This is a genomic window from Pseudomonas sp. LS_2 (genome assembly GCF_042709235.1).
Taxonomy (GTDB): domain Bacteria; phylum Pseudomonadota; class Gammaproteobacteria; order Pseudomonadales; family Pseudomonadaceae; genus Aquipseudomonas.
The window spans coordinates 11915-31798 of sequence record NZ_JAVAYC010000042.1 but is presented as its reverse complement, the minus strand read 5'-3'; the positions used below and the strand labels follow the sequence as shown (position 1 = coordinate 31798).

The window sequence follows — 19884 nt, the reverse complement described above, 5'->3', positions numbered from 1 at the left end:
GCAAGAGCAAGAGCAAGAGCAAGAGCAAGAGCAAGAGCAAGAGCAAGAGCAAGAACGGGGTGGGCGTCAGACGCGGCACTCTTCCTCGCGTAAGGTCAACACCTCATAACCACCCTCCGTCACCGCCACAGTGTGCTCCCATTGCGCCGACAACCCCCCATCCCGCGTAATCACCGTCCAACCATCCTTCAGCGTACGCGTCCCACGCAGCCCCTGGTTGATCATCGGCTCGATGGTAAACACCATCCCCGGCTGCAGCCTCATCCCCATCCCACGCTGCCCGTAATGCAACACCTGCGGCGCCTCGTGCATCTGCTTGCCGATGCCATGCCCACAATACTCCCGCACCACACTGTAACCAGCCGCCTCCGCGAACGTCTGGATCGCATGCCCGACATCACCCAGCGTCGCCCCAGGCCGCACCTGTTCTATGCCCCGCCACAGCGCCTCGTAGGTAGTGTCGACCAAACGCCGAGCCTCCTCGCTGATCGCACCGATGCAATACATCTTCGACGAATCAGCAATATAGCCACCCTGTTCCAAGGTGATATCCACGTTGATGATCGAACCCTCGCGCAGCACCTCGTCAACCTTAGGCATGCCATGGCACACCACCTGGTCCACCGACGTATTGAGCGAGTAGGGAAACCCATACTGGCCCTTGCTCGCCGGACGTGCCCTGAGAGTCTCGACAATGAACGCCTCGGCACGGTCGTTGATCTGCATCGTGGTCACACCCGCGCGGATGAAACCATCCAGGTCGGCGAACACCTTGGCCAACAACTGGCCGGCGTTGCGCATCAGCGCCATTTGGCTCGCGTCCTTGAGAATCACCTTGCTCATTGCAACAGTTCCTTGAGGTTGGCCTGCTCCTGGCGCAACAGCTGGCGCAGCAGGTCCTGATACGTGGCTTGGGGGTGCAGCTCGGCGAGCATGCCCAGGCGAATCCAGTGCTCAGCCTGGGCGTTGATCGAGCGCGACATCGCGGCGCTGGCGATGCGCAAATCTTCGTGGAGGTCGTCGGCGATCTTGACGATACCCATGGCAAGGCTCCTTTATATGAAACGTATACGAAGCATATCGCCATTCGCCCGCATCTTGCCACCTCATGGTGCGCCTGGCGCCAGGACAGTGCGGCCCCTGTAGCCGCAGGCCTGCCCGTGAAGCCAGCAGCACACGGGCTTCGGGCACCAGGCCAGCTGGCCCGGAACTTGCTGATTCACCCCCTCCGGAACCGTCAACGCCGATGGCTTCCAACACTCTCACGACAAAGGCGCCGTGTTGCCCCGCTTGCCAAGCAAGCCCGGGCGGCCGGCGCCTTTTTGCATTTTGCCCACAGGAGAACCGCCCATGAGCAACAGCGAGGTACGCAGTGTTTGCCCGTATTGCGGGGTGGGCTGCGGCATCGTCATGACCGTGGTCGATGGCAAGGTCAGCAAGATCAGCGGCGACAAGCAGCACCCCAGCAATTTCGGCCGCCTGTGCACCAAGGGCCTCACCGCGCACCTACCGTTGACCGCAGCCGGACGCATGGAGCAAGCCTTCGTGCGCCAACAGCGTCGGCATCCCCTGGTACGCACGTCGATCGACATCGCCATCGAACAGGCCGCCACGCGCCTGCGCGGCATCATCGACCAACATGGGCCGGATGCCGTGGCGCTGTACGTCTCCGGGCAGATGTCGCTGGAGGCCCAGTACCTGGCCAACAAACTGGCCAAAGGGTACATCCGCACCCGCCATATCGAATCCAATTCGCGCCTGTGCATGGCCAGCGCCGGCAGTGGCTACAAACAATCCCTCGGCGCCGATGGCCCGCCGGGCAGCTACCAGGACTTCGAGCGCGCCGAAGTGTTCCTGGTGATCGGCGCGAACATGGCCGACTGTCACCCCATCCTGTTCTTGCGTCTGCTGGACCGCCTCAAGGCCGGCGCCCGGCTGATCGTCGTCGACCCGCGCCGCAGCGCCACCGCCGACAAGGCCGACCTGTTCCTGCAGGTGCGCCCCGGTAGCGACCTGGCGCTGCTCAATGGCCTGCTGCACCTGCTGCATGCCAACGGCCACACCGACCCCGGCTTCATCGCCCAGCACACCGAAGGCTGGGGCGATATGCCCGCCTTCCTCGACGACTACACCCCTGACCGCGTGGCCGCGCTCACCGGCCTTGCCGAAGCGGATATCCGCCAAGCCGCCGAATGGATCGGCAACGCAGGCGAGTGGATGAGCTGCTGGACCATGGGTCTGAACCAGAGCATCCATGGCACCTGGCACACCAACGCGCTGTGCAACCTGCACCTGGCCACCGGCGCCATCTGCCGACCCGGCAGCGGGCCGTTCTCGCTGACCGGGCAACCCAATGCCATGGGCGGGCGCGAGATGGGCTACATGGGGCCGGGGCTCCCAGGCCAGCGTTCGGCGCAGGTCGAGGGCGACCGGGCGTTCGTCGAGCAGCAGTGGCGCCTGGCGCCAGGCAGCCTGCGCCGCGAAGGTGGCGAGGGCACGGTGGCGTTGTTCGAGCAGATGAAGACCGGCGAGGTGAAGGCCTGCTGGATCATCTGCAGCAACCCGGTGGCCAGTGTCGCCAACCGCCAACAGGTCATCGACGGCCTGAATCAAGCCGAATTGGTGATCGCCCAGGACGCCTTTCTCGACACCGAGACCAACCGCTATGCCGACATCCTCCTGCCTGCCGCGCTATGGGCCGAGGGCGAGGGGGTGATGATCAACAGCGAACGCAACCTGACCCTGATGCCACGCGCCGTCGCGGCCCCCGGCGCCAGCCTTGAGGACTGGCGGATCATCGCCCGGGTGGCGTGTGCCATGGGCTATGCCGAAGCCTTCGACTACCCCGACGCCGAGGCGGTGTACGAGGAAATCCGCCAGTTCCACAACCCTGCCACTGGCTACGACCTGCGCGGCATCGACTACGCCGCCTTGCGCGAGCAACCATGCCAATGGCCGTGCGCCCCGGGCCAGGCCGGCCAGCGCAACCCGCTGCGCTACCTCAACGACGGTATCAGCCAAAAACTGTTGAGCGATGGCCAGCACCTCCCCGCGCTGGCCTTCCCGACCGCCAGCGGCAAGGCACGCTTCTTCGCCCGGCCCTGGCTGCCAACGCCCGAGCTGCCCGATGACGACTACCCGCTGGTGCTCAACACCGGCCGCGTGCAGCATCAATGGCACACCCTGACCAAGACCGGCAAGGTGGCCAGCTTGAACAAGCTCGAACCCGGCCCCTTTGTCGAAATCAACCCTGCCGATGCCCAGCGCCTGGGCATTGCCGAGAAGGACCAGGTGGCGATCCGCTCGCGTCGCGGCCAAGCCGTGTTGCCAGCGCGCATCAGCGACCGGGTGATGGCCGGCAACTGCTTCGCGCCTTTCCACTGGAACGACCTGTACGGCGAGCAGTGGGCCGTCAATGCCGTGACCTGCGACGCGGTCGACCCCACGTCGTTGCAGCCTGCCCTGAAGCACTGCGCCGTCGCCCTTGAGCGGGTTGCCGGCGAGCGTATAGAAGCCATCGACCTGGGCGATGCAGTCCCTGAGAGCACGCCGACCGCCAACCTGTCGCGCTTGCTTGGCCTGGATTCGCTGCCGCCGCCGACCTTGAGCGACGACGAGCGTCATTACCTGCAAGGTTTCCTGCTCGGCCTGGCACAGGCCCGTGTCGATGGCGTACCGAGCTTGCCCGCAAACGCCCCCTTGGCTGCCACGCGGCGGCTGTTTGTCGAGGGCCTGTTGGCCGGCCTGTTCGCCCAGCCTGCGAGCGCGCCGGTGGCCGTGCCCGAGGTGCCGCGCCATCGCGTGCTGTGGGCCTCGCAGACCGGCAATGGCGAGGCCTTGGCCGAGCGCTGCGCCGGGCGTCTGCGCGAGGCGGGGCTGGCTGTGGCGCTCGACTGCATGGAGTCGGTCAGCCCCGCTCAACTGCGCGGCGCGGCCAGCGTGCTGTTGATCGCCAGTACCTTCGGCGATGGTGATGCGCCAGACAGCGGCACGGCGTTCTGGCAGGCCTTGCAGGGCGAGGAGGGTAGCCAGTGCGCCGAACTGCCCTACGCAGTGCTGGCCCTGGGCGACTCCAGCTATGGCCAATTCTGCGGCTTTGGTCGCAAGCTCGACCAGCGCCTGGCCGAGTTGGGTGGGCGACGCTTGCTCGAGCGCGTCGACTGCGAACCGGACTTCGACCAGGCCTTTGCCGATTGGCTGCAAGCCTTGCTGCCGGTGCTGGGTTCGAGTGCCGGCGAAGTGACCGAGGCCGAGCCAAAAGTGGCCTTCACCCGGCAGCGCCCGTGCCTTGTGCCACTGCTGGAAAACCGCGTGCTCAATGGCCCTGGCGCCAGCAAGGAAACACGCCAGGTGGTGTTCGACCTCAGCGGCAGCGGCCTGACCTACCAACCGGGCGATGCCCTTGGCGTGTGGCCGCGCAACTGCCCGAACCTGGTAAGCGAGCTGCTCGAGCTGATGGGCTTCGATGGCCAGGTGGTGGTCGAGCCGCCCAACCTGCCGCCCATGTCCTTGGCCAACGCCCTTGAGCGGCATCTGGAAATCGCCCGGGTAACGCCCACGCAACTGGAAGCGTTCAGCCAGGACGTCGATGCCGAAGGCTTGCGTCATCTCCTGCAACCCGAGCGACAAGCCGAGCTGAAGGCGTGGCTGTGGGGCAAGCAGTTGCCGGATGTCCTGCGTGCGTTCCCCCAGCGGCTACCGCTGGCCGAGTGGTTGGTATTGCTCAAGCCCTTGCAGCCGCGGCTGTACTCCATCAGCTCGAGCCTGGCGGCCCACCCGGAACAAGTGCACCTGACCGTTTCCACGGTGCGCTATGGCCAGCGCAAAGGTGTGTGTTCGGGCTTTCTTGCCGACCGCGCCGGAGCACTGGACGTGGCGATCTTTGCGCAGGTGTCGCGGCATTTCCGCCTGCCCGGGAACGACGCCACGCCGATCATCATGGTCGGCCCCGGCACGGGGATCGCGCCGTTTCGCGCATTCCTCGAAGAACGTGAGGCGCGTGGTGCGGCAGGCGGCAACTGGCTGTTCTTCGGCGAGCAGCACCAAGCCTGCGACTTCTACTACCGCGAGCAGTTGCTGGCCTGGCAGGCCAGTGGGCATCTACGCCTGAGTACGGCGTTCTCGCGCGACCAGGCAGAGAAGCTGTACGTGCAGCAGCGCATGCTGGAGCAGGGCGCCGAGCTGTGGCGCTGGTTGCAGGATGGCGCGTATTTCTACATTTGCGGCGATGCCCAGCGCATGGCCAAGGACGTCGATGCGGCCTTGCGCCAGGTGGTGTCCGAGCATGGGCGGATGAGCGAGACAGCGGCTGCGGCTTATGTGCAAGGGCTGAGCCGCGACAAACGCTACCAGCGCGATGTGTATTGAGTGCACTGGGATTGGGCGGGGTGCACTGGGGTGATGCATCGAAGCACCTGGCCTCTTCGCGGGTAAACTCGCTCCCACAGGTTCGATGTCGGCCTGAAGAGCGGCACCGAACCCTGTAGGAGCGGGTTTACCCGCGAAGAGGCCTCCACAGAAGCCTAATTGGCACACTCCCTGCTTCACCTGTTCCACAACACGCCCCGCCGATCAACGGCGATCAGCAGGGGCCTCACACTGATGAGTACAGGCAAAGGCGCCTGGAGCTTCGGCTCCAGGCGTTTTTTTTTGTCTTTGCCGCGGGCAAACCCGCGAACCGTGATCGAGGATCGGCTATGAAGGCAACAGCGAACGACGGGCAACTTGAGCGACTGGTCATCGTCGGCAACGGCATGGTCGGTCACCACCTGGTCGCGCAACTGGTCGAGCGCGGCGCCCTGGCGCATTTCAAGGTGCGGGTGTTCGGCGAGGAGCGCCAGCGCGCCTACGACCGCGTGCATCTGTCCGAGTACTTCGGCGGCAGCGACGCCGAGGCCCTGGCGCTGTGCGAGGCCGACTTCTACGACCAGCATGGCGTGCATCTGCACCTGGGCGAAGCGGTTCTGGAAATCGACCGCGAGCAACGCGAAATCGTCACTGCCGAAGGCCGCTATGGCTACGACCGCCTGGTGCTGGCCACCGGCTCTTATCCCTTCGTGCCGCCGATCGAAGGCTCCAGCGGCACGGCGCGCCTGGTCTACCGCACCCTCGACGACCTCGATGCGATCCGCGCAGCCGCCAGCGGTGCCCGCCGTGGCGTGGTGGTCGGCGGCGGCCTGTTGGGGCTGGAGGCGGCCAACGCGCTCAAGTCCCTGGGCCTCGAGGCCCACGTAGTGGAGTTCGCGCCGCGCTTGATGCCGGTGCAACTGGATGCCGAAGGTGGCGCGGCGCTGCGCGCGCAGATCGAGGCGCTGGGGGTGGGGGTACACCTTTCCCGGGCCACGCAGTCGATCAGTGCAGGCGAACGCTACCGCTACCGCATGAATTTCGACGGCGGCGAGCACCTGGAAACCGACCTGGTGGTGTTCTCCGCCGGTATCCGTCCGCAGGACGCCCTGGGCCGCGCCAGTGGCCTGGAGATCGCCGCACGCGGCGGGGTGGTGATCGATGGCGACTGCCGCTCCAGCGACCCGCGCATCTTTGCCATCGGCGAATGCGCTTCGTGGAACGGCAGCGTCTTCGGCCTGGTGGCGCCGGGCTACAGCATGGCGCGCAACCTGGCAGCAACCCTGCTCGACGCGCCGGCCGAGGCCTTCACCGGTGCCGACATGTCGACCAAGCTCAAGCTGCTGGGCGTGGACGTCGGCTCCATCGGCGACGCTCATGGCGCTACCCCCGGTGCGCGCAGCTACCGCTTCATCGACGAAGCCAATGCCAGCTACCGCCGCCTGGTGGTGGATGCCAGCGGCAAGCGCGTACTGGGTGCGGTGCTGGTGGGCGACAACAGTTACTACGACACCTTGCTGCAATATGCGCAGAACGGCATCGCGCTGCCCGCCGACCCGGCTGCCTTGATCCTGCCGCAAACGGGCGGTGCTCCGGCCCTGGGCGCCGACGCGCTGCCCGACAGCGCGACCATCTGCTCGTGCCACAACGTCAGCAAAGGCGCGATCTGCGCGGCCATCGACGGCGGCTGCAGCGACCTCGCGGCGGTCAAGGGCTGCACCAAGGCGGCCAGCGGTTGCGGCGGTTGCGCAGCCTTGCTCAAGCAGGTGTTCGAGCACGAACTCACTGCCCGCGGCGTGACCGTCGACAAGAGCCTGTGCGAACACTTCGCCTACACCCGCCAGGAGCTCTATGCCATGGTGCGGGTGGAGGGCATCCGCAGCTTCGACGAATTGCTCGTGCGCCATGGCAAGGGCCATGTGGGCTGCGATATCTGCAAGCCGACCGTGGGCTCGATCCTCGCCTCGTGCTGGAACCAGCCGATCATGGACCCTTCCCTGGTGCCGCTGCAGGACACCAACGATACGTTCATGGCCAACATGCAGAAGAACGGCACCTACTCGGTGGTGCCGCGCATCCCCGGTGGCGAGATCACCCCGGAAAAACTCATCGTGATCGGCCAGGTGGCGCAGAAATACGACCTCTACACCAAGATCACCGGCGGCCAGCGTATCGACCTGTTCGGCGCGCAGCTGCACGAGCTGCCGCTGATCTGGGGCGAACTGATCGAGGCCGGCTTCGAGACCGGGCATGCCTACGGCAAGTCGACCCGCACGGTGAAGTCCTGCGTGGGCAGCACCTGGTGCCGCTACGGCGTGCAGGACAGCGTGGCCATGGCCTTGCGTATCGAAGACCGCTACAAGGGCCTGCGCTCGCCGCACAAGCTCAAGTTCGCGGTGTCGGGCTGCACCCGCGAGTGCGCCGAGGCGCAGAGCAAGGACATCGGCGTGATCGCCACCGACAAGGGCTGGAACCTGTATGTCTGCGGCAACGGTGGCATGCGCCCGCGCCATGCCGAGCTGTTCGCCACCGACCTGGACGACGAAAGCCTGATACGCATCATCGACCGCGTGCTGATGTTCTACATTCGCACCGCCGACAAGCTGCAACGCACCTCGGTGTGGCGCGAGGGCCTGGAGGGCGGGCTGGATTACCTCAAGGCGGTGATCCTCGACGACAGCCTGGGCCTCGCCGGCGAGCTCGAGGCGCAGATGCAGCATGTGGTCGACCGATACGAATGCGAATGGGCCAACGCCCTCAAAGACCCCGAGAAGCTCAAGCGCTTCCGCACCTTCGTCAACGACCAGCGCCCCGACCCGGACGTGCACTTCGTGCGCGAACGCGAACAGCGCCGGCCGGCTGCAGCGCTACACCTGATCCCTACTGTCGAGGAGGTTGTCTGATGAACCGTTCCAATGCTGCCGTGGCACAAGATCTTCAATGGCATGCGGTGTGCCAGGTCCGGGACCTGGTGGCCGGCTCGGGCGTGGTGGCCTGGGTCGACGGCGCGCAGGTGGCATTGTTCTACCTGCCGGGCCAGGCGCAGGCGGTGTACGCCGTCGACAACCGCGACCCACGCTCGGGGGCGAACATCATCGGCCGCGGCCTGGTGGGCAGCCTGGGCGGCGAGCTGGTGGTAGCGGCGCCGCTGTACAAGCAGCACTTCTGCCTGAGCGATGGGCGCTGCCTGGAGGATGAGGCGCAGCGCCTGCGGGTGTGGCCGGTGCGGGTGCGTGGGGAGCAGGTGGAGCTTGGGCTGCTCTGAAGATGTCTGTGCGCCGTAGGAATAGGGTCTTAGTGGTGTGAGAAAAAACTGAATCTGCTGCTACGCGGATGAAGATCCCTTTATCCACTGAACTTCGCCCCGGAAACCGCCTCTTATCCCGGTAGCCATTGGTCATGGCCGCCTGATAAGCTCGCGGCTTTACCCTGATTTGCCCTTATGGCGCATGAACAAGGAATTAGCATGAAACAACATCGTTTGGCGGCTGCGGTTGCCCTGGTTGGCCTGGTGCTCGCGGGCTGCGACTCCCAGACCAGCAGCGTCGAGCTGAAGACACCCGCACAGAAAGCCTCCTACGGTATCGGCCTGAACATGGGCAAGAGCCTGGCCCAGGAAGGCATGGACGACCTGGACTCCAAAGCCGTGGCCCTCGGCATCGAGGACGCAGTCACCAAGAAAGAGCAGCGCGTCAAGGATGAAGAGCTGGTAGAAGCCTTCACCGCGCTGCAGAAGCGCGCCGAGGAGCGCCTGGCCAAGGCCAGCGAGGAAGCAGCCGCTGCCGGCAAGAAGTTCCTCGAGGAAAACGGCAAGAAGGCTGGCGTGGTTACCACCGCCTCGGGCATGCAGTATGAAGTGGTGAAGAAGGCCGACGGCCCGCAGCCCAAGCCGACCGACGTGGTCACCGTGCACTACGAGGGCAAGCTGACCGACGGCAAGGTGTTCGACAGCTCGGTCGAGCGCGGCAGCCCGATCGACCTGCCGGTGAGCGGCGTGATCCCAGGTTGGGTCGAAGGCCTGCAGCTGATGCACGTCGGCGAGAAGTACAAGCTGTACATCCCGGCCGAACTGGCCTACGGCGCCCAGAGCCCGAGCCCGCTGATTCCGGCCAACTCGGTACTGGTCTTCGACCTGGAACTGCTGGGCATCAAGGACGCAAGTCAGCCGCAAGGCGAAGCCGAAGCACCGGCCCAGTAAGCCGCACGCTTTACCCAAGGCGCCCCGTTTCGACGGGGCGTCGTCGTTTTTGCCGGGGCTTGACGCGAACCCTGTTGCAGACGCACTGTCGGAGTAATTGCAGCGCCGCTTGTTCGGATGCATCTGACACAAATCGTTTGCGTGTCTGAAACGGTTGTGTAAAAAACGCCCGATCTGAGCGAGGCCCTTGCCGTGCGGGCACCACACCCCCCGGCGCGCTGCCCTGTTCACAAGGTTATCCACAAAATATGTGGATAACCTTCGCGCACCTCTGGAGGTTCCATGCGTGCACCCTGGAATTTCGCTCGCTTCCTGCCGCTGGCCGAACGCCTGCTGAGCCGCGGGCGCCTGCCTGCCCTGTTGTTCGCCGTGGCGCGCAAAGGGCCGCGGCTCGGCCAACTGCGAGAGGACGTACGCCTGCTACAAGCGCTGTGCCTGGCGTGGTGGCGTGGCGAATACCGGGCGGTGAGCCCTAAGGCGCTGGTGACCATCGTTGCGGGCCTGCTGTACTTCGTCAGCCCCCTGGACGCCATTCCCGACTGGTTGCTGGGCGTGGGTTTCCTGGATGACATTGCGGTGTTGGGCTGGGTGCTCAAGACCGTTTCCGACGAACTGGCGCGCTTCAAGGCCTGGCGTGACGGCCAGGCGCCGGAGCGCCTGCGTGTTGTCGAGCGCCTGCCAGATACCCCCGAAGCCTTGCGCCTGGAAAGACGTACCCCTTGACCTGCACAGACTCCCGCGCTTGCTAATATAATTGGCATAAGCGTTATGCCGACGGATTACATGCGGTAATCCCAAGTAAGGGGGTTGTATGGGTATTCAGGTCATCAGCCGGGACGGTCAACCCGAGTACGCGGTCGTGCCCTGGGAGCAATACCAGGCACTGCTGAAGGCGGCAGGGCAAGCGCCTGCCAGCGTCGAGACGCTACCCGCAGCCCAGGATGCCCCACCCAGCGCCAGCCTGCCCTCCTTGGGCGAGCTGGCGCGTTTGCGTGAGGGCAGGGGCCTGGCGCCCGAGGCGCTGGCCCGCAGCGTGGGCATCAGCCCGGCCTACCTGGCGATGATCGAGTCCGGCGAGCGCCGGCCTGATGCGGCGATCTTGCGCAGCCTGGCCTGGCACCTGGGTGTTGCAGGCTGGAGCGAGCCATCATGAGCCAGGTCAGGATCAGCCGTCAGCATTGGCAGGGCCTGCTGGACGAACTCGACCTGGCGCGACGCCAGCGCCATTTGCTGACCTACCGTGCCTTGCTCGAACGCCTGCAACTGCCCACCCCCGCCATGCAGACCCTCACCGCCGCCCTGGAATACCTTGCCGTGCTCGATGCCCGCGCCGAGCAGCCGCTGCGCAGCTCGCTGGTGATCAGCCAAGGCGCCAGCCGCCTGCCGCGTACCGGTTTCTTCGAGTGTGTCGAGCGACTGGGGCGGTTCTCCGGGCCGGTGGATGGCCTGGAGGCGGCGTCCTGGCATGCTTCGGAAGTGGTGCGGGTGTTCGAATATCCTTACCCCGAGGAAGTCGAGAGCTAGGCAGGCATTGCCAGTGGCTTCTTCGCGGGCACGCCCGCAGGTTCGCCACCGCCCCCGTAGGCCCGGGCTTGCCCGTGAAAGGGCCGCCGCCGAGCTACAGCGGCCGGGTATCGATCAGGCTCAGGCTGGACCCAGCGGTATCCTTGGCCTGGCGCTTGGCCTGCGAGGCCAGGTCGGCTAGCTGCCCGGCATCCAGCCCATCGCAGGCCTCGCGATGCAACCACACCACGCCAATCGACAGCGACAATAGCGGGAAGGTCTCGCGCTGGCCCTGGCGGTTGTGGGCGATGAAACACCCTGCTTCCAGGTGTTCGCTGCGATAGAAGCGTCGGCATTGGTCCATGAACGCTTGGGTCAGCCCATCCAGGCGTTCGCGCCAGTTGGCCGAGCCGAGCACCAGCATGAAGTCGTCGCCACCGATATGCCCGACGAAGTCCTGGGCCGGATCGACGCTATCGTTCAGGCACTGCGCCAGGCACAACAGCACTTCGTCGCCACGGGCATAACCGTAGATGTCGTTGAAGGGCTTGAAGCTGTCGATGTCCACGTAGCACACGGCTGCGTCGCGGCACTGTTCCAGCAGGCGCGCCAGGCACTGCTGGATCGGCACGTTGCCCGGCAGCAGGGTCAGCGGGTTGGCGTAGCGCGCCTGCTGGATCTTCTGCTCGGTAATCAGCTTGAGCACGTCGATCACCCGGCCCATGCCCAGGTAGCGCCCGCCCAGGGTGATGATGAAGTCTTCTTCGATACGCTGCCGGGCGCGGCTGGTGAGCAAGCGGCTGACCTGCTGCAACGACTGCCCGCGCTCCACCGCGAGGAAGTCTTCGCTCATCAACCGGCTGATCGGCTTGCGGGCGAACAGGTCGGTGCCAAAGGGCTTGAGCAGCGCATCGGCCAACGAGTGGCGGTGCACGATGCCGCAGGGCTGGCCCTGCTCGTCCAGTACCGCCAGGGAGTTGAGGTTGGGCTGGCGCCGGAAGGCTTCCAGCACTTGCAGGGTTGCCGTGTCGAGCGGCACGGCAGGCTGCTCGATCAACAGCGCGGCCAGGTCGGCACCATCCTCGCTCGGCACCAGGGCATTGCCCGGCGCAGGTGTTGGCAGCCCCAGGCCTTCACGTAGCGGAAACTCCTGTGGGCGGCCGAGGAGGTAGCCTTGCAGCAAATCAACCCCCATCTCGCTCAACACCGACAGTTCTTCGCCCAGCTCGATGCCCTCGGCGATCACCTGGGCCCGCGAGGCCCGGGCGATCTGCAGGATGGAACCGACGAACTCGCGCTTGAGCGGGTCCTGGTGGATGCCATCGATGAAATGTCGGTCGATCTTTACATAGTCAGGGCGCAGTTCCGACCACAGGCGCAGGCTGGAGTAGCCGGCGCCGAGGTCGTCCAGGGCGATGGAAAAGCCCATGTCGCGATAGTGGTGCAGGGCGGTGGAAAGCAGCTGGAAGTCGTCGGTGGGGGTCTGTTCGGTCAACTCGATCACTACTCGGCTTGGCGACAGGCCGACCTGCTCGAGCATCTTCAGCGTACGCCCGGAAGGATAGTGCGGCTCAAGCAGCGATTCCGGCGAAACGTTGAGGAACAGCTTGCCCTCAAGCCCCAGTTCGCTGAAGCGCCGACAGGCGGTTTCCCGGCACAGCGCTTCCAACTCGCCCAGGCGCCCGGCATGGCGGGCGATGGCAAACAGGTTCAGCGGCGAATGCAGCGGGCTGTTGGAAGGGCCACGGCTGAGCGCTTCGTAACCCAGAATGCGCCGTTCGGTAAGGCAGACGATCGGTTGGAACAGGCTGTGGACGCTACGTTGAGCCAGAATGGCGCCCAATGCGCTGAGCTGTTCGGTGACGGTCATGGACGGCTTCCTGAAAATGAAAAGGCCGGACGTTCTTCACGTCCGGCCCTTCTATTTCACGACAGTGCAATGACTGTTTGATGACAGGTCACACTATTTTGCCATCATCCTGTTTCACTTCTTGGCCACCGTCGAACTCAGGCTCAGGTAGTCGAGCAGGATGCGCCCGGTCTCGGACAGGTAGGCGTCGTCTTCCGGCTTGGTATCGTCCGGCTCGGTAGGCAGCGCGTCCTCGTCTTCCTTCTTCAATTCCTTGAGCGGCTCTTCGCCCTTGGCCTTGCGCCGCACGTTCTCCAGGGCCAGTTGCTTGGCCTCGATTTCGTCGTGGCGGGCGCGGCGGTCCTGTTCGTTGAGGCTGACGGTCTTCTCGTTCATCAGCTTCTGGGTCAGGGCCAGGCGGTCGCGAATGTAGGCGAACTCGGGGTCCTTGGCGCTGCGGGCGTCATGGCGTGCCTTGAGCTGGGCCAGGAAGGGCTTGAACGGGTCGGCGGCCGGGCGTACCACGGGGCGGATGGTGTCCCATGGCATGGCTTCAGGCAGCGCGCTTTCGCCGATTTCCTTGGTGTCGATGATCGACGGGTAATCGATGTCCGGCAGTACGCCCTGATGCTGGGTGCTCTGCCCGGAGACGCGGTAGAACTTGGCCAGGGTCAGCTTCAGTTCGCCATGGTTGAGTGGCTGGATGGTCTGTACGGTACCCTTGCCAAAGGTCTGGCCACCGATGACCAATGCGCGGTGATAGTCCTGCATGGCGCCGGCGAAGATCTCCGAGGCCGAAGCCGACAGGCGGTTGACCAACAGCGCCAGTGGGCCTTTGTAGAAGGCGCCGGGGTTTTCGTCTTCGAGCACGTCGACACGGCCGTCGCTGTTGCGTACCAGCACCGTGGGGCCTTTCTCGATGAACAGGCTGGTCAGCTCGGTGGCTTCCTGCAACGAGCCGCCGCCGTTGTTGCGCAGGTCGATGACCACGCCGTCGACTTTCTCTTGTTGCAGTTCGGTCAACAGCTTTCTCACGTCGCGCGTGGTGCTCTTGTAGTCCGGGTCGCCTGCGCGATAGGCCTTGAAGTCGAGATAGAAGGCCGGGATCTCGATGATGCCCAGCTTGTAGTCACGGCCATCCTGCTTGAGCTTGAGCACCGACTTCTTCGCCGCCTGCTCTTCGAGTTTCACGGCTTCGCGGGTGATCGGCACGATCTTGCTGGTTTGATCGTTTGGCGCGTTGTTCGCCGGGATCACTTCCAGGCGCACCACCGAGCCTTTCGGGCCGCGGATCAGCTTGACCACTTCATCCAGGCGCCAGCCGACCACGTCGACCATGTCCTTGTCGCCCTGGGCCACGCCGATGATCTTGTCGGCCGGCGCCACCTGCTTGGTCTTGGCGGCTGGGCCCGCCGGCACCAGGCGTACGATCTTGACCTGGTCGTTGTCGCTTTGCAGCACCGCGCCGATGCCTTCGAGCGACAGGCTCATGTTGATGTCGAAGTTCTCGGCGTTGTCCGGCGAAAGGTAGTTGGTGTGCGGATCGTAGGACTGCGCGAAGGTGTTGATGTAGGCCTGGAAGATGTCTTCGGCGCGGGTCTGGTCAAGGCGCGACAACTGGTTCTTGTAGCGCTTGGTCAGGGTTTCCTGGATCTGCTTGGTGTCCTTGCCGGCGATCTTCTGGCGCAGCACCTCGTCTTTGACGCGTTTGCGCCAGAGGTCGTCGAGCTCGGCTTCGTTCTTCGCCCAAGGCGCGTCCTTGCGGTCGACCAGCAAGGTTTCCTTGGCGTTGAAGTCGATCTTGTCGGCGCCCTTGGCCAGCTCGGCCAAGGCGAAGTCCAGGCGCGATTTCACCCGGTTCAGGTAGCGCTTGTAGATGGTGAACCCAGGGTCGAGGTTGCCGCTTTTGAGGAAGTCGTCGAACTGGGTCTTCCATTTGTCGAATTCGGCGATGTCGGCGGCGGTGAAGTAGCTGCGCGCAGGGTCGAGCAGCTTGATGTAGCTGTCGTAGATGATGACCGAGCGTGCATCGTCCAGCGGCGGTTTGCTGTAGTGGTGACGCTTGAGCAGCTCGACCACGTTGAGGCTGGCGACGATTTCGTCACGGTCCGGCTGCAGGCTGTCCCACTTGTTGGCGGCGGCCGCATTGCCACCGAGCGCGAAGCTGCCGAAGCCGATCATCATTGCAAGGGCAGTGCTGGGGAGGAAATGCTTCATGCTGATTCGACGTGGGGGCAATTGATCACGCATAGTAGGCCGTCTTTTCCGTTCGCCGGTTCCATGGAGCCGGACAAATACTGCAAAAAGCCTGGGGGGAAGCTTCCCCAGGCTCAGTCATGACTCAACTATGGAGGCACTGTGAAGGCATTGCAAGGCGTTGACGGACATGTTGCCTGGGTCGAAGCCGAGCGCCCGGCCTGTGATGCCGGGCAAGTGCGCATACGCGTGGCAGCGGCGGGGTTGAACCGCGCCGACCTGCTGCAACGGGCCGGCCTCTACCCGCCGCCGCCAGGTGCCAGTCCCTACCTGGGGCTGGAGTGCGCGGGGGTGATCGAAGAAGTTGGCGCCGGTGTCGGCTGGCGTGTCGGTGATCGCGTGTGTGCGTTGCTGGCCGGTGGCGGCATGGCCGAGGAAGTGGTGGTCGATGCCCGCCACGTGCTGCCAGTGCCCGAGGGCCTGAGCTTGCATGAAGCGGCGGCTATCCCCGAGGTGTATGCCACGGCGTGGTTGAACATCTTCCAGCTCGGCGGCCTGAAGCCGGGCGAGAAGGTGCTGGTGCATGCCGGCGCCAGTGGCGTGGGCTCGGCGGCGATCCAGCTGTGCAAGGCCTTCGGCAACCCGGTCTGGGTCAGCGTCGGCTCCCCGGAGCGGCTGGCCTACTGCGAGGCGCTCGGCGCCACCGGCGGCGCGGTGCGCAACCACAGCCTGGAAGCGCTGGAGGGCTTCGCGCCGTTCGATGTGATCCTCGACCCGGTCGGGGCCAGCTATGGCGAACTGAACCTCAAGCTGCTGGCGCGCGATGGGCGGTGGGTGATCATTGGCCTGATGGGCGGGCGCAAGGTCGAGCTGGACCTTGCCCTGGTGCTGGGCAAGCGTCTGGAAATCACGGGTTCCACCTTGCGCAACCGCGACGACGGCTTCAAGGCCGATTTGTTGCGCGACCTGGGGCAGCAGGTGTGGCCGCTGTTCGCCGAGGGGCGGTTGTCGGCGCAGTTGGTCGATACCTACCCGGTGGCGTTCGCCGAAGCGGCCTATGCGGAGCTGGCCAGTAACCAGGTAGCAGGGAAGTTGGTGTTGGTGATCGATCCCGCCTTGGTTTAGGTTTCCACCGGCCTCTTCGGCCAAGCCCTGCAGGTTCACAACCGTTGCCTGGGGCGCAGGCGCCGCCACCCCAGCACCAAGCCGCTCAACGACACTACCAGCCCGCCCGTGCTGAAGGTGACGATCAGCGCTTCGCGCAGCAGCGGCCGCTGCAGCAACGGCTGCCAGTCCCAACTGTGCAGCAGGTTGAACAACCAGCGGCCATTGCGTTGGGCCTGGTCGTGGCTGGCGACCAGCTCGCCGCTGGCCGGGTCCAGGTACACCCAGGTCGCGGCGGGGTCGGCGAAACGCAGACGTAGCACGGGTAGTGGGCGGGTCTGGAAGCCATACATGCTTTGCGGGTCGCGGGCGAAGTAGTGGAAGTCGTAGCGGGTCTGCCAGTCGACCTCGGGCGCGGAATGCGGTGCGATGGCCTGGGCCGCTGTCAGCAAGCGCTGGCGGGAAAACTGCCTGGCCACCGGCGCCCCGGCCTCGAGCACGCGGCTGTCGCCTGCGCCATTGCGTGCCACCAGATAGGTGCTGTCGGCCAGGCGTCGCCACTGTAGCTCCACCGGCACGAAGCCCGGCTCCCGTTGCAGTGCGGCCAGGGCCTGGGCGACTGGCATGCCGATGTCCGTCGCACGCAGAGGCCCTTGCTGCAAGGCCTTCAGGTCCAGCCGCGAATCGCTGGCGGTAAGCCCCCAGGGGCGCATCGACATCAACCCGCTGAATACCCACAGCACCAGCATTACCCCGAACAGCAACCCACCGATGTGGTGCCAGCGCAGCCAGCCGCCGTGGTACGGGCTGCACGAGCCGCTGCGGTAGCGCTTGCGCACCCGCAGGCGCAGGGTGCCGACGACCAGGCCCAGCACCGCTGTCACGCTGCCGACCAGCGACAGCCCGATCACCAGCACGCGCCAGCCGTTGTCGAAGCCGAAACCGCCGCGTAGCGGGTAGAGCCAGTGCAGCCAGGCGCCGACCCAGTTCCAGGCGCGCTCCTGGGCGGTGGCATCACGCACGACCTCGCCAGTGCGCCCCGACAGGTACAGCCAGGTGCCGTGCGCATCGTCCACCTGTACCCGGTGCAACGGGCGTTCGGCATCCAGGGCGCGCGAGTGGGTCCACATGTCCTCGTGCACAGTGCCGTGGTAGGTCAGCCCAGCATCGCCCGCGTATTGCCGGGCACTGGCCTGCGCCCAGGCAGCGTCGACCTCGGCCACAGGCGCGCTGCTGGCGGCATCGAAAGCCAGGCGGCGGCCGTCGGCGAGGTCCAGCAGGTAGTGCGGCTTGCCTGCCAGGCTGGTCAGACGCAGTGCCTCCAGCGGCTGCTGCGCCCATCCGCCTGGCAGTTCGGCGCAGCATCCCACAGGCAACGCTGGCAGGTGGGCCAGGCGCTCGGCAGGGGCCAGCTTGGGGTAGCCGACGTACAGCATCACCACCCCCGAGACGAACCACAGCACCATGAACGCGCAAGCAACGATGCCCAGCCAGCGGTGCCACAAGTACAGCTGGCGCTTGAGAGCCTTCATCAGTAGCGCCATTGCACAGCCACTTCGAGGCTGCGCGGCTCAGCCAGGTAGTACTGGGTGTTGCTCTGGTGGATGAAGCGCGCATACACCTCGTCGGTGAGGTTGCGCAGGCGTGCGCTTAACTGCACATGCTGGTCCAGGTCGTGTGTCATCGACAGGCCGTAGACCGTGTACGAAGGCACCCAGGCGGTGTTGGCGGTGTTGGCGTAGGCGGCGCTGACGTAGCGGGCATCGGCGCCCAGTTGCCAGCCGGGGGCCAGGTCGTAGGTCAGCCACAGGTTGGCTACGCGGTCGGGGATGTTCACCGGGGTCTTGCCCTTGCGCGAGTACACCACGCCGCCGATGGTCTCGTTGAATTCATCGTACTCGGCGTTCACCCAGGCGAAGTTGCCGGCTGCCAGCAGCTTGGGCGTGACCTTGAACGAGGCCGCCAGTTCGATGCCGGTGGAGGTCTGCTGGCCGGCCTGGTCGGTGGTGTTGGGTACGGTCGAGGAGGGCACCGATATGTTCTTGCGCACGATGCGGTAGGCCGCCACCGTGGCAGTGCCGCGCCCATCGAGGAAGTCCAGCTTGCTGCCCACTTCCACCTGGCGCCCGGTACTCAGGTCGAGGTCGCCGACCTGACCGATCGAGGCGCTGGTCAGGGTGCCGCCCGGGGGCTCGGCCGAGGTGCTGTATTGGGTGTACAGGCTGATGTTCGAGGTCAGGTCGTAGACCAGCCCCAGGCGCCCGGTGAAGACGTCCCAGCGTCGGTCCAGCTTGGCCCTGGCGACATGGTCGAACAGGTCGAAGTCGATGTGGTCGTAGCGCAGCGCGGTGACCAGCGACAGCTGGTCGGTCAGGCGCGTACGGTTCTCGACGAAGGCGGCCGAGGTGTCGGTGGTGGTGCTGCGGCCCTTGGCGCGCGGGGCGTCCATGCCGGGGATATCGAGGAACTCGCCAGGGTCGAAGTCGTCAGGGTCTACGCTATCGAACGCGCCTCTGGACAGCGGGTAGTTGGTTTGCTGGTTGCGGTTGTAGTCGACCCCGAAGGCCCAGTCGCTGGCCAGGCCGAACAGGTGGCCCAGGTGGGTCAGCTCGATACGGTTGCCGTTCACTTCCTGATCGTGGCGCTGGCGGAAACCACTGGAGCGGCTGATTGCACTGTTGTCTGCGTTATAGCGGTACACCTCCAGGTTTCGGTAATCGCGCTGGCCGTTGTAGTGATAGAAGGTGTTGCGCAGCGCCGTGTCGTCATCGAAGCGGTAGTCGGTGATCGAGCGCAGCCAGCGGGTGCGCTGCTCGTAGCGGCCGTCGTCGACGTTGTAGTTCTTGAAGCGGTTGCCCTTGTCGATCTTCAGGGTACCGAGCGCCGGTTGCAGCACCGGCGTGCCCCAGTACGGGCTGTCCTCTTTTTCCTCCAGGTATTCGATGGCCAGGGTGTGAGAGAGCTGGTCGTTGATGTCGCTGAGCAGCGAGAAGGCCAGGTTGCCGGCCCCGTTTTCCTGGCGGTCGATGTAGCCGTTGCTGTGGGTGCGGCTGTAGTCGAGCCGCGCATAGTGGCGCGGCCCGTCGCCGCTGTTGAGCGCCTGGTTGGCGCCTACCGAGGTTTCCCAGGTGTCGTAGCGACCATAGCTGACGCGCCCCTCGAAGGTGTCGGCGTCGCGGCTGGCCAGGCGCGTGATCATGTTCAGGCTGCCGCCGACGGCACCGCTGCCGTTGAGGAACGACGAGGGGCCGCCGAGCAGCTCGACACGGTCGTAGATCCACGCACCGACCGGTCTCGCGGCGGCGCCGTACTGTACGTTGATGCCGTTGAACAGCTGGCTGATCTGCGCGCCGTTGAAGCCTCTGTATGCCACGTAGCCGCCCCAGCCTGGCGGTGCCGAGGCGTTCACCCCGGGCAGGGCGTTGGCGGCGTCCTGGAAGTTGCGCGCGCCGATGCGCTCCAGGGTCTGGCGGTCGGCCACGCTGACCGAGGCCGGGTTTTCCCGGGCGCTGAGGTTCAGGCGCGAGCCGCTCTCGACCGTGCGGTCGAGGTTGAGGCGGGTGCCCTCGGGCTCTTCGGCGCTGGCGTTGACGGTGCTGTCGGGCAGGGTGACGGGTGCATGTTGCGCCCAGGCGCTGGTTGCGCTGCTCACGAGCAGCGCCAAAGTGGTCATGCGGAACATTCGAAT

The 19884-nt window shown here is 65.4% G+C and carries 14 protein-coding genes; 8 read left to right on the top strand and 6 right to left on the bottom strand.

Annotated features, from left to right (window positions below):
* Positions 1–66: 66 nt before the first annotated feature.
* Both map and RAC97_RS23540 read right to left on the bottom strand, forming a co-directional pair.
* A complete protein-coding gene (map, locus tag RAC97_RS23545; RefSeq protein WP_375101995.1) occupies positions 67–843 on the bottom strand; it encodes a type I methionyl aminopeptidase in 777 nt (258 codons plus the stop codon).
* Complete coding sequence (locus RAC97_RS23540; RefSeq protein ID WP_375101996.1) at positions 840–1043, bottom strand: ParD-like family protein; 204 nt, start codon at positions 1041–1043, stop codon at positions 840–842. The genes map and RAC97_RS23540 overlap by 4 nt, the downstream gene beginning before the upstream one ends.
* Before the next feature lie 307 nt (positions 1044–1350).
* Between RAC97_RS23540 and RAC97_RS23535 the strand changes: the two genes are divergently transcribed.
* The 7 genes from RAC97_RS23535 to RAC97_RS23505 all read left to right on the top strand — a co-directional run bounded on the left by RAC97_RS23535 (position 1351) and on the right by RAC97_RS23505 (position 11068).
* Positions 1351–5367: a molybdopterin-dependent oxidoreductase gene (locus tag RAC97_RS23535; protein ID WP_375101997.1), complete on the top strand. Its 4017-nt coding sequence runs from the start codon at positions 1351–1353 to the stop codon at positions 5365–5367.
* Positions 5368–5696: 329 nt separating this feature from the next.
* Positions 5697–8249: a nitrite reductase large subunit NirB gene (nirB, locus tag RAC97_RS23530; protein WP_375101998.1), complete on the top strand. Its 2553-nt coding sequence runs from the start codon at positions 5697–5699 to the stop codon at positions 8247–8249.
* Positions 8249–8611, top strand: coding sequence for a nitrite reductase small subunit NirD (gene nirD, locus RAC97_RS23525; RefSeq protein ID WP_375101999.1), 363 nt, complete (start codon positions 8249–8251; stop codon positions 8609–8611). Before nirB ends, nirD begins: the two co-directional genes overlap by 1 nt.
* Positions 8612–8812: 201 nt before the next feature.
* A complete protein-coding gene (locus RAC97_RS23520) occupies positions 8813–9544 on the top strand; it encodes an FKBP-type peptidyl-prolyl cis-trans isomerase (protein ID WP_375102000.1) in 732 nt (243 codons plus the stop codon).
* Positions 9545–9826: 282 nt separating this feature from the next.
* Positions 9827–10267 (top strand): YkvA family protein, encoded by a 441-nt coding sequence (locus RAC97_RS23515; RefSeq protein WP_375102001.1) that lies wholly within the window; start codon positions 9827–9829, stop codon positions 10265–10267.
* Between the two features lie 88 nt (positions 10268–10355).
* Positions 10356–10697 (top strand): helix-turn-helix domain-containing protein, encoded by a 342-nt coding sequence (locus RAC97_RS23510; protein WP_375102002.1) that lies wholly within the window; start codon positions 10356–10358, stop codon positions 10695–10697.
* A complete protein-coding gene (locus RAC97_RS23505) occupies positions 10694–11068 on the top strand; it encodes a hypothetical protein (RefSeq protein WP_375102003.1) in 375 nt (124 codons plus the stop codon). Before RAC97_RS23510 ends, RAC97_RS23505 begins: the two co-directional genes overlap by 4 nt.
* A gap of 94 nt (positions 11069–11162) precedes the next feature.
* On the opposite strand, the gene RAC97_RS23500 is transcribed toward RAC97_RS23505, so the two are convergent.
* Both RAC97_RS23500 and RAC97_RS23495 read right to left on the bottom strand, forming a co-directional pair.
* Positions 11163–12917 carry a GGDEF domain-containing protein gene (locus RAC97_RS23500; RefSeq protein ID WP_375102004.1) on the bottom strand — a complete coding sequence of 585 codons (1755 nt, stop codon included), beginning with the start codon at positions 12915–12917 and terminating at the stop codon, positions 11163–11165.
* A gap of 114 nt (positions 12918–13031) precedes the next feature.
* Entirely contained in the window at positions 13032–15113 is a 2082-nt protein-coding gene (locus RAC97_RS23495; RefSeq protein WP_375102005.1) for a carboxy terminal-processing peptidase, read from the bottom strand.
* A gap of 141 nt (positions 15114–15254) precedes the next feature.
* On the opposite strand from RAC97_RS23495, the gene RAC97_RS23490 reads away from it, so the two are divergent.
* Positions 15255–16217 (top strand): NAD(P)H-quinone oxidoreductase, encoded by a 963-nt coding sequence (locus RAC97_RS23490; protein WP_375102006.1) that lies wholly within the window; start codon positions 15255–15257, stop codon positions 16215–16217.
* Positions 16218–16252: 35 nt separating this feature from the next.
* Here RAC97_RS23490 and RAC97_RS23485 read toward each other — a convergent pair whose 3' ends face one another.
* Together RAC97_RS23485 and RAC97_RS23480 are read right to left on the bottom strand one after the other, a co-directional pair.
* Positions 16253–17728: a PepSY domain-containing protein gene (locus tag RAC97_RS23485; RefSeq protein WP_375102007.1), complete on the bottom strand. Its 1476-nt coding sequence runs from the start codon at positions 17726–17728 to the stop codon at positions 16253–16255.
* Positions 17728–19878, bottom strand: a complete 2151-nt coding sequence (locus tag RAC97_RS23480) for a TonB-dependent receptor (protein WP_375102008.1) — start codon at positions 19876–19878, stop codon at positions 17728–17730. Before RAC97_RS23480 ends, RAC97_RS23485 begins: the two co-directional genes overlap by 1 nt.
* Between the last annotated feature and the right edge of the window lie 6 nt (positions 19879–19884).

What these genes read in the sequence shown, in the direction of transcription:
- nirD (WP_375101999.1), top strand. Translation starts at nt 8,249, where the DNA reads ATGAACCGTTCCAATGCTGCCGTGGCACAAGATCTTCAATGGCATGCG.
- RAC97_RS23535 (WP_375101997.1), top strand. Translation starts at nt 1,351, where the DNA reads ATGAGCAACAGCGAGGTACGCAGTGTTTGCCCGTATTGCGGGGTGGGC.
- map (WP_375101995.1), bottom strand. Translation starts at nt 843, where the DNA reads ATGAGCAAGGTGATTCTCAAGGACGCGAGCCAAATGGCGCTGATGCGC.
- nirB (WP_375101998.1), top strand. Translation starts at nt 5,697, where the DNA reads ATGAAGGCAACAGCGAACGACGGGCAACTTGAGCGACTGGTCATCGTC.
- RAC97_RS23520 (WP_375102000.1), top strand. Translation starts at nt 8,813, where the DNA reads ATGAAACAACATCGTTTGGCGGCTGCGGTTGCCCTGGTTGGCCTGGTG.
- RAC97_RS23505 (WP_375102003.1), top strand. Translation starts at nt 10,694, where the DNA reads ATGAGCCAGGTCAGGATCAGCCGTCAGCATTGGCAGGGCCTGCTGGAC.
- RAC97_RS23515 (WP_375102001.1), top strand. Translation starts at nt 9,827, where the DNA reads ATGCGTGCACCCTGGAATTTCGCTCGCTTCCTGCCGCTGGCCGAACGC.
- RAC97_RS23480 (WP_375102008.1), bottom strand. Translation starts at nt 19,878, where the DNA reads ATGTTCCGCATGACCACTTTGGCGCTGCTCGTGAGCAGCGCAACCAGC.
- RAC97_RS23500 (WP_375102004.1), bottom strand. Translation starts at nt 12,917, where the DNA reads ATGACCGTCACCGAACAGCTCAGCGCATTGGGCGCCATTCTGGCTCAA.
- RAC97_RS23540 (WP_375101996.1), bottom strand. Translation starts at nt 1,043, where the DNA reads ATGGGTATCGTCAAGATCGCCGACGACCTCCACGAAGATTTGCGCATC.
- RAC97_RS23510 (WP_375102002.1), top strand. Translation starts at nt 10,356, where the DNA reads ATGGGTATTCAGGTCATCAGCCGGGACGGTCAACCCGAGTACGCGGTC.
- RAC97_RS23495 (WP_375102005.1), bottom strand. Translation starts at nt 15,113, where the DNA reads ATGAAGCATTTCCTCCCCAGCACTGCCCTTGCAATGATGATCGGCTTC.
- RAC97_RS23485 (WP_375102007.1), bottom strand. Translation starts at nt 17,728, where the DNA reads ATGAAGGCTCTCAAGCGCCAGCTGTACTTGTGGCACCGCTGGCTGGGC.